The sequence below is a fragment of the Dysosmobacter sp. genome (genome assembly GCF_034093755.1).
Lineage (GTDB): Bacteria > Bacillota > Clostridia > Oscillospirales > Oscillospiraceae > Oscillibacter.
In genome coordinates this window covers 1-8752 of the sequence record NZ_JAXEBZ010000044.1, presented here as the reverse complement: position 1 = coordinate 8752, position 8752 = coordinate 1, and the positions used below count along the sequence as shown (strand labels likewise).

The following is an 8752-nucleotide window of genomic DNA, read 5'->3' as shown; positions in this document are numbered from 1 at the left end:
CGGAGCATGAGCGTTACCTCACCGAGCAGGTGTTCAAGCGTCCCGTGTTTGTCACCGACTATCCCAAGGAGATCAAGGCCTTCTATATGCGTCTCAATGACGACGGCAAGACCGTGGCCGCGGCGGACTGCCTGGTTCCCGGCATCGGCGAGATCATCGGCGGCAGCCAGCGCGAGGAGCGGCTGGACCTGCTGGAGAGCCGCATCCACGAGCTGGGCATGGACCCCAAGGACTACTGGTGGTATCTGGACCTGCGGCGCTACGGCGGCTGCAAGCATGCGGGCTTCGGCCTGGGCTTCGAGCGGATGGTGATGTACCTCACCGGCGTCAGCAACATCCGGGACGTGCTGCCCCATCCCAGAACCGTCTCCAACGCGGAATTCTAAGACTCCGGCAACCGAATCAAAAGGAGGGCGTCAGCCCTCCTTTTTTCCGTTTTCTGACGCCGGCCTGCGGCGCGGCGGAAAGAAAATTTACAGAACCGGTTTTTTCTGCTATGATGGGGAATACCAAGAGAAAGGAGTGGTTCCTTTGCTGCAAAAAGAGCTGCTGTATGCCCTGCTGGGCACCGGCTTCACCTGCGCCGCCACCATCCTGGGCGCGGCCATGGTATTTTTCTTTCGCAAGGACGTGAGCCGGGACGTGCAGCGGGCCTTTCTGGGCTTCGCCGCCGGCGTCATGGTGGCCGCGTCGGTGTGGTCGCTGCTGATTCCCGCCATGGAGATGGCGGAGGAGCTGGGGGTCTCCGTTGCCCTCCACGTGGGAGGCGGCTTCGCCTTCGGCGGCGTGTTTCTGATGCTGCTGGACCGGCTGCTGCCCCACCTGCACCCCGGCAGCGACGAGCCGGAGGGCCTGCCCGCCCACTTGAAGCGCACCACCATGGTGGTGCTGGCGGTGACCCTTCACAACATCCCCGAGGGCATGGCGGTGGGCCTTGCCTTTGCCCTGGCGGCCCGGGAGGGCACCCTGCCTGCCGCTGTGGCCCTGGCCATCGGCATGGGGCTGCAGAACTTTCCGGAGGGCGCCGCCATCTCCCTGCCCCTGCGGTCCGAGGGGGCCAGACCCGGCCGGGCGTTTCTCTGCGGCGCCGCCTCCGGCGTGGTGGAGCCGATTTTTGGCCTGCTGACGGTGCTGGCAGCCGGCAGCGTCACCGGCACCATGCCGCTGATCCTGTCCTTCGCCGCCGGCGCCATGATCTACGTGGTGGTGGAGGAGCTGATTCCGGAGGCCCATCTGGGAGAGCACTCCCACGTGGGCACTGCCAGTGTCATGGCGGGGTTTCTGTGCATGATGCTGCTGGATGTGCTGCTGGGCGCGTGAGGCCCGTATCCCGGTGGGAAGAAAGGGGGAGACCATGAAAAAGTGGGAGGCGCTGCTGGAACGAAACCGCCCTCTCCGCTTCCTCTGGCTGATGGTGCGCCGCTACCTGCGGCACAATGTGGCCATTCAGGGGGCGGCCCTGGCATTTTACCTGCTGTTCGGCCTGTTTCCGCTGGCCATCTTTTTCAGCGCCCTGCTGGGCCTGCTGCAGCTGGATGTGGCGGCCATTCTGGCGGAGCTGGACCGGGTGCTGCCCAAGGAGGTGCTGGACTTCATCGGCGTGTACCTGCGCCATGTGGCGGAGAATCCCAGCCGCCGTCTGCTGCTGTTCGGCCTGGTGTTCTCCATCTGGTTCCCTACCCGGGCCGTCAACTCCCTGGAGCGGGCGGTGCGGACGGCCTACCACCTGGGCCCGCCCAAATACCCGCTGCTGAACACCGTCCGCACCCTGTTTTACACGGTGGTGTTCATCGCCGCCATCGGCCTGACGCTGACGCTGATGACCGTGGGGGACCGGGTGCTGGCCTACGGCATCCGCTATCTGGGGCTGCCCGCCTTGGCGGCGGAGCTGTGGAGTCTGCTGCGGTTCCCGGCGGTGGCCGTGCTGGGGTTTTTCACCCTGTTCTTCCTGTACGCCCGGGACCGCCGCCACCCCTGGCGGGACACCTGGCCCGGCACTCTGGCGGCGCTGACGGCGTGGATGCTGCTGTCCTGGCTCTACTCCCTGTACGCGGAGAACGTGGCGGACTACTCCCTGCTCTACGGCTCTATCGGCACGGTGATCGTGGTGCTGATCTGGCTGTATCTCACCGCCGTGGTGCTGATCATGGGGGCGGAGTTCAACGGCGCCCTTCTGGCCATGCGGCGGGATGCCCGGACGGAGGAATGAGCCTTTACTTTTCCCGGAAAGCGGGGTAAACTGTTCCCGAACACACATAGCTCCGGCCTTTGCCGGGCAAAAAGGAGAAATGACAGATGCTGAATATGCAACAGGCCTGTGACGAGGCCATCCTTCAGGCGGCAAAGCAGATCTGCGTGGCGGCAGTCACCGCCCCCAAGGCCTGCGGCCGGGACACCGTGGCCTGCGGTGTTCTGGTGGGGGAAGAAGTACGGCAGCTGGCGGAGGAGATGGCCCGCATGGAGGGGGAGATCCCCAACTGCCGGCCTATCTTTGTCCGGGACGCGGAGCTGGTGGCCCAGTGCCCGGCGGTGGTGCTGCTGGGCAGCAGGGGCCAGTCCCGGGGCCTGACCCCCTGCGGGCTGTGCGGCCAGGAAAACTGCGGCCAGTGCCGTTCCGTGGGCGGCCACTGCGTCTTTGACGATCTGGACCTGGGCATTGCCATCGGCAGCGCCTGCGCCATGGCGGCGGACCTGCGGGTGGACAACCGGGTGCTGTATACCGCCGGCATGGCGGCCATGAGGCAGAAGCTGCTGGGGGAGGACGTGACCACCATCATGGCCCTGCCCCTGTCGGCCACCAATCAGAACATCTTCTTCCGGCACAAGCCCGTCTGCGCGCCGGAGAGCAAGTGAGGAAAGGACAACGCTGTATGAATGACATGGAAGAAAAGCTGCAGGAGTACGCCCGCCTGCTGATTCAGGTGGGCCTGAACGTGCGGAAGGGCCAGACCCTGGTGATCTCCTCCCCGGTGGAGTGCGCCTGGTTCGCCCGGATGTGCGCCCGGGAGGCCTACCGGCGGGAGTGCCGGGAGGTGGTGATGAACTGGCACGATGACGCCATGGCCCGGATGAAGTATCTGGAGGCGGACAACGCCGTGTTTGACGAGGTGCCGGAGTGGCGGAGCCACTTCTTCAACGACTACGCCAAATCCGGCGCGGCGTATCTGGCCATCTCCGCCTCCGACCCGGAGAATTTCAAGGGGGTGGACGCCGGCCGTATTGTCCGGGCCCAGCAGGCCTCCGGCAAGGCCCTGAAGGACTTTGACCGGCTGCAGATGTGCGGCGGCTTCCCCTGGTGCATCGCCTCCATCCCCATCCCCAGCTGGGCGCGGACGGTGTTCCCCGACTGCGGGGAGGATGAGGCCATGGAGAAGCTGTGGGACGCCATCTTCGCCGCCGTGCGGATTCAGGGGGACGGCAGGTGTGTGGACCGCTGGCGGGAGCACATCGCCACCCTGGCGCGGCGGCTGGAGAAGATGAATGCCCTGAACTTCAAATCCCTCCACTACACCAATTCCCTGGGCACCGACCTGACGGTGGAGCTGCCGGAGGGCCACATCTGGGAGGCGGGCAACGACGTTACCCTGTCGGGCCAGGAGTATATCGCCAACATCCCCACGGAGGAGCTGTTCACCTCCCCCCTGCGCACCGGCGTCAACGGCGTGGTGTACGCCTCCATGCCCCTGGTGAATGACGGAAATATCATCGAAAAGTTCCACTTTGTGGTGAAGGACGGCAAGATCGTGGAGGCCCACGCCCAGCAGGGGGAGGAGTTCCTGAAGGCCGCCATCTCCGTGGACGAGGGCGCCTCCTACTTCGGCGAGGTGGCCCTGGTGCCCTATGACAGCCCCATCTCCAACCAGAAGATTCTGTACTACAACACGCTGTTCGACGAGAACGCCGCCTGCCACATCGCCTTCGGCGAGGCCTATCCCTGCCTGAAGGGGGGCCAGCAGATGAGCAAGGAGGAGCTGAAGGCCCGGGGCCTCAACGACTCCATCACCCATGTGGACTTCATGATCGGCACCGCGGACCTGTCCATTGTGGGCACCACCCATGATGGCCGGCAGGTCCCCGTGTTCGTCAACGGCAACTTTGCCATCTGAGGAGGTGGAAGCATGGCATATCCCTTGCAGGCCTCCAATGAGGACATTCTGATCACTGAGGGCGCCGCCGTGGTGGGGGACGTAGAGTTGTCCAAAGGCGTCAGCGTGTGGTACAACGCGGTGATCCGGGGGGACCAGGGTCCCATCCGCATCGGCGAGAACACCAACATTCAGGAGTGCGCCGTCCTCCATGAGACGTCCACCATCGGCGCCGGCTGCACCATCGGCCACGGTGCCATTGTCCACGGCTGCACCGTGGGGGACAACACCCTCATCGGCATGGGGGCCATCATCCTCACCGGGGCGAAAATCGGCAGCAACTGCCTGGTGGGCGCCGGCGCGCTGGTGACGGGGAAGATGGACATCCCCGACGGCTCCATGGTGCTGGGTAATCCGGCAAAGGTGGTCCGGCCCCTGACAGAGGCGGAAATCCAGGGCAACCGGGCCTCCATGGAGGAGTATCTGGACTTTGCCCGCTGGTACCGGCAGGGCGGGGAAGACCGTCATGGAGTGGAATAAGCGCCAGCTGCGGGGCTGGCTGACGGTGGTGTGCGGCGGCATCGCCTTTTACACCCTGCTGCAGAACCCGGATAAGGTGATGCTGTGGCTGGGGCGGCTGATAGGGGTGCTGTCTCCCTTCCTGCTGGGCGGCACCATTGCCTTCATCCTCAGCGTGCCCATGCGGAGCATTGAGCGCCGCCTGTTTCCCAACGCCCGGAAGGGCGCCCGCTTCCGCCGCCCGCTGGCGCTGGTGCTGACGCTGCTGGCGGTGGCGGGGGTGCTGACGGTGGCCTTCTGCGTCATCGGCCCCGGCGCGGCGGACGCGCTGCGCTCCGTGACGGGCCAGCTGCCCGGCGCCATCCGGCGGCTGGAGGTCCTGACGGCCCGGCTGGAGAGCCTGGTGCCCCGTCTGGAGCCCCTGCTTGCGGCGGTGAACATCGACTGGACGGAGCTGGTCCGGAAAGCGGGACTGATGCTGCAGACCTGGGGGACGGGGCTGCTGTCCTCCAGCGGCGGACTGATCGGCGGCGTGGTCAGCGGCGTCAGCTCCTTTATCATCGGCTTCATCTTCGCCGTGTATCTGCTGATGCAGAAGGAGAAGCTGGCCCGCCAGGGGCGGCAGGTGCTGTACGCCCTGCTGCCGGAGCGGTGGGCGGACCGGACGGTGGAGGTGCTGCGGCTGGCCAACCGCACCTTTTCCAGCTTCCTCTCCGGCCAGTGCCTGGAGGCCTGCATTTTAGGCGGGCTGTTTGTGGTGGCCATGTCACTGCTGCGGATGCCCTACGCCTTGCTGGTGGGCGTTCTCATCGCCCTGACGGCCCTGATCCCCATCATCGGCGCCTTCATCGGCTGCATTGTGGGGGCGCTGTTGATTGCCGTCACCAATCCGTGGCAGGCGCTGATGTTCGTGGTGCTGTTTCTGGTGCTCCAGCAGATTGAGGGCAACCTGATTTACCCCCACGTGGTGGGTTCCTCGGTGGGGCTGCCCTCCATCTGGGTGCTGGTGGCCGTGACCCTGGGCGGAAAGCTGATGGGCGTGGCGGGAATGCTGCTGTTCATCCCCCTGAGCTCCGTGTGCTACGCCCTGTTCCGCCGGTTTGTGAAGGACCGGCTGGCGCAGCGGCACATTCCGCCGGAAAAGTGGCTGTCCCGGGAAGAATAACAGGAAAACCGCCCCTCCCTCAGCGGGAAGGGGCGGTTTTTTGGGCCTCCGGAGGGGGAAGACGGCAGTTTTCCTGCCCGAAGGGCAGGGTGAAGGTGGGAATGCCCTCCGCCGCCGGGGCGATGGCGTACATCTGCCAGAACACGCACAGCCCCTCCGGCGTGAGGAAGAAGTTCTCCCGGTTGAAGCTGCGCCGCAGCTGCTGGCGCCATTTGTCATGGTAGCAGGCCACGCCGGCGGCCTCCTGGGCGGCAATCTCCCGCTCCGCCAGGGCCAGCAGCGTCCGCTTCACCGGCTCCCGCCTGGGGAAGAAGGCGGTCAGCGGCACCGGGCAGCCGGTGGCCAGCTCCCAGGTGTCCCCCCGCCGCAGCACCTCCGGGCGGCCGTTCATCCGCTCCCGGCTTTCGGTGTACAGGCTGCAGATGCCGTCCTGGCAGAAGGTGACGCGGTGGGTCAGCTGGGCAGTGCAGCAGGGGAGGGGGCCGCTGACCTCCAGGGCGCGGCGGTACTCGGCGGCGGCCCAGGGAAACAGCCAGTTGTCGCAGTAGCGCAGGTAGGACCGGGCCTGGAGCTGATAGAACCGGCGGATGCGGCGGGCGGCCCGGCCGGTGCCGCCGGCGGGGCGGGGCAGGGAGACGGAGGCCGTCAGCACGGGGATGCCGTCCACGGTCCACTCCCGCTCCGCCGAAAAGACCTCCATCTCCCGCAGTTGATCTTCCATGGGCAGGCACCTCCACAAGTCATGGTTACACCAGACTATGCAAACTGCGGGAAAGTGTGCGGCGCTGGCGGACAAAGCCTGACGAAAAACGCAAATGGGACTTTACTTTCATTGAGTGAAATGATAAAATAAGAATAACGCCCCGGTGCCCTCAGCGGACCGGGTGATGTGGAAGGAGAATTCGATATGGTCAAGATCGGCAAGAAGGAAAAAAACGACGAGCTGTATAAGGCGATCCTCATGCTGAAGGACGAACAGGAGTGTTACGACTTTTTCCAAGACCTTTGTACCGTTTCTGAGCTTCGGTCCATGGAACAGCGCTTTGAGGTGGCCTCCCTGCTGGAGGACGGCATGATCTATAACGACATTCTGGAGCGCACCGGCGCCTCCAGCGCCACCATCAGCCGGGTCAACCGCTCCCTGAGCTACGGCACCGGCGCTTACGCCAAAATTTTCGCCCGCCGCAAGGAAGCGGAGCAGAAGTGAACAGCTACGAGGCACTGGCCGGAGCCTATGACGTGCTGACGGAGGACGTGCAGCACCGCCGCCGGGCGGAGTACCTCCACCGGCAGTTCCGGAAAAGCCCCATTCCCGTGGAGACGGTGCTGGACCTTGGGTGCGGCACCGGCTCCATTGCCTGTCTGCTGGCGCTGAAGGGCTACGCGGTCACCGCCGTGGACGCGTCGGAGGAGATGCTGACGGTGGCGGCGGGAAAAGCGGCCTCTCTTTCCGTGGAGCGGCTGCCCTTTTTTCTGCACCAGAGCATGGCCCGTCTGCGGCTTCTGGAGCCGGTGGACGCGGCGGTGTCCACCCTGGACGCCATCAACTACCTGACCCGTCCCGGGGACGTGCGGGAGACCTTCCGCCGGGTGTTCCGGTATCTGAAGCCCGGCGGCCGCTTCCTGTTTGACGTCAATTCCCCCTATAAGCTGCGGCGGATGGACGGCCAGGTGTGGCTGGACGAGACGGAGGACGTGTACTGCGTGTGGCGGACAGAGTTTTCCCGGGAAGTGTGCACCTACTGGGTGGACCTGTTTGAGCGGAGGCGGGACGGCAGCTGGCAGCGCAGCTGCGAAGAGCACCGGGAGCGGGCCTATGAGCCGGAGGAGCTGACCCAGTGGCTCCGGGAGGCGGGCTTTACAAAGATCACCGTCACCGGCGACATGACCGGCAAGCCTCCGGCACCGGAGGAGGACCGGCTGATCTTCCTGTGCGAAAAACCACGGTAACCAAAACATTTAGGAGAATCATTATGAGCGATCAGCTGATACGGGCCATCACCGCCGACGGCATGGTGAAGGCGGCGGCGGTTTCCACCAAATATCTCACCGAGCGGGCGCGGCAGATCCACCGGACGCTGCCGGTGGCCACCGCGGCCCTGGGCCGCCTGCTGGCGGCCGGCTCCATGCTGGGCAACGCCCTGAAGGGCGACGGCGCCAGCGTCACCCTGCAGGTCCGGGGCGGCGGCCCGCTGGGCTCGCTGCTGGTGGTGTCGGACAATGAGGGCAACGTCCGGGGCACCGTGGGAAATCCTGCCGTGGACCTGCCTCTGCGGGAGGACGGCAAGCTGAATGTGGGCGCCGCCGTAGGCGTGGACGGCACGCTGACGGTGATCCGGGACCTGAACATGAAGGAGCCGTATGTGGGCAGCGTGGCGCTGCTCTCCGGCGAGATTGCCGATGACCTGGCCTCCTATTTCGTGGAGTCGGAGCAGATTCCCACGGCAGTGGGCCTGGGGGTCCTGGTGGACCGGGACCAGAGCGTCAAAGTGGCCGGCGGCTATATCATTCAGTTGCTGCCCGGCGCCGGCGAGGACATCATCAGCCGGGTAGAGGGCGGCGTGCTGAGCGCCGGCTCCGTCACGAAGATGCTGTCGGAAAACGACGATCCGGAGGCCATGCTGCGCCGTCTGCTGGCGGATTTTGACGTGGAGATTCTGGAGCGGACGCCGGTGGAATACCGGTGCGACTGCAGCCGGGAGCGGATGGAGCGGGCCCTGATCAGCATGGGACCCCAGGAGCTGCGCAGCCTCATCGACGAGCAGGGCGAGGCGGAGCTTTGCTGCCGGTTCTGTGACCAAAAGCAGTATTTTTCCCGGCAGCAGCTGGAGGAATTGCTGCTGAAAATGCGGAAAAAAGAAAATTGAAAAAATTCAAAAAAACGGTTGACAGAACGGGGGGTTGTGAGTATAATAACTTTTGTCGTCTGGCGAAAGTGGCGATTCGGGAGCATAGCTCAGCTGGTTAGAGCACCTGCCTTACA

Annotated in this window: 11 protein-coding genes; 10 read left to right on the top strand and 1 reads right to left on the bottom strand. The window is 65.0% G+C overall.

The features are described from left to right. The 7 genes from SOX55_RS05975 to SOX55_RS05945 all read left to right on the top strand — a co-directional run. Positions 1–386: amino acid--tRNA ligase-related protein (locus tag SOX55_RS05975; protein WP_325286530.1), on the top strand; the 386-nt coding region annotated here is incomplete at its 5' end. A 148-nt stretch (positions 387–534) separates the two neighbouring features. Further along, positions 535–1320: a ZIP family metal transporter gene (locus SOX55_RS05970; RefSeq protein WP_325286531.1), complete on the top strand. Its 786-nt coding sequence runs from the start codon at positions 535–537 to the stop codon at positions 1318–1320. Between the two features lie 34 nt (positions 1321–1354). Then, positions 1355–2209 carry a YihY/virulence factor BrkB family protein gene (locus SOX55_RS05965; protein ID WP_325286529.1) on the top strand — a complete coding sequence of 285 codons (855 nt, stop codon included), beginning with the start codon at positions 1355–1357 and terminating at the stop codon, positions 2207–2209. A gap of 86 nt (positions 2210–2295) precedes the next feature. Further along, entirely contained in the window at positions 2296–2853 is a 558-nt protein-coding gene (locus tag SOX55_RS05960; protein WP_325286528.1) for a DUF2148 domain-containing protein, read from the top strand. 26 nt (positions 2854–2879) lie between these two features. Then, a complete protein-coding gene (locus SOX55_RS05955; protein ID WP_442873612.1) occupies positions 2880–4106 on the top strand; it encodes an aminopeptidase in 1227 nt (408 codons plus the stop codon). Between the two features lie 12 nt (positions 4107–4118). Continuing rightward, the gene (locus tag SOX55_RS05950) at positions 4119–4625 is read left to right on the top strand and encodes a gamma carbonic anhydrase family protein (protein ID WP_325286526.1); all 507 of its coding nucleotides are present in this window, start codon (positions 4119–4121) and stop codon (positions 4623–4625) included. After that, entirely contained in the window at positions 4612–5769 is a 1158-nt protein-coding gene (locus SOX55_RS05945) for an AI-2E family transporter (RefSeq protein ID WP_325286525.1), read from the top strand. The genes SOX55_RS05950 and SOX55_RS05945 overlap by 14 nt, the downstream gene beginning before the upstream one ends. 19 nt (positions 5770–5788) lie before the next feature. On the opposite strand, the gene SOX55_RS05940 is transcribed toward SOX55_RS05945, so the two are convergent. Further along, positions 5789–6490: an RsiV family protein gene (locus SOX55_RS05940; protein ID WP_325286524.1), complete on the bottom strand. Its 702-nt coding sequence runs from the start codon at positions 6488–6490 to the stop codon at positions 5789–5791. Between the two features lie 186 nt (positions 6491–6676). On the opposite strand from SOX55_RS05940, the gene SOX55_RS05935 reads away from it, so the two are divergent. Genes SOX55_RS05935 through hslO form a run of 3 tightly spaced genes read left to right on the top strand, consistent with a single transcriptional unit; the run spans position 6677 to position 8636 of the window. Next, positions 6677–6976, top strand: coding sequence for a YerC/YecD family TrpR-related protein (locus SOX55_RS05935; protein ID WP_325286523.1), 300 nt, complete (start codon positions 6677–6679; stop codon positions 6974–6976). Beyond that, entirely contained in the window at positions 6973–7719 is a 747-nt protein-coding gene (locus SOX55_RS05930; RefSeq protein ID WP_325286522.1) for a class I SAM-dependent DNA methyltransferase, read from the top strand. Before SOX55_RS05935 ends, SOX55_RS05930 begins: the two co-directional genes overlap by 4 nt. Before the next feature lie 23 nt (positions 7720–7742). After that, positions 7743–8636 (top strand): Hsp33 family molecular chaperone HslO, encoded by an 894-nt coding sequence (gene hslO / locus SOX55_RS05925; RefSeq protein ID WP_325286521.1) that lies wholly within the window; start codon positions 7743–7745, stop codon positions 8634–8636. Positions 8637–8752 lie beyond the last annotated feature (116 nt).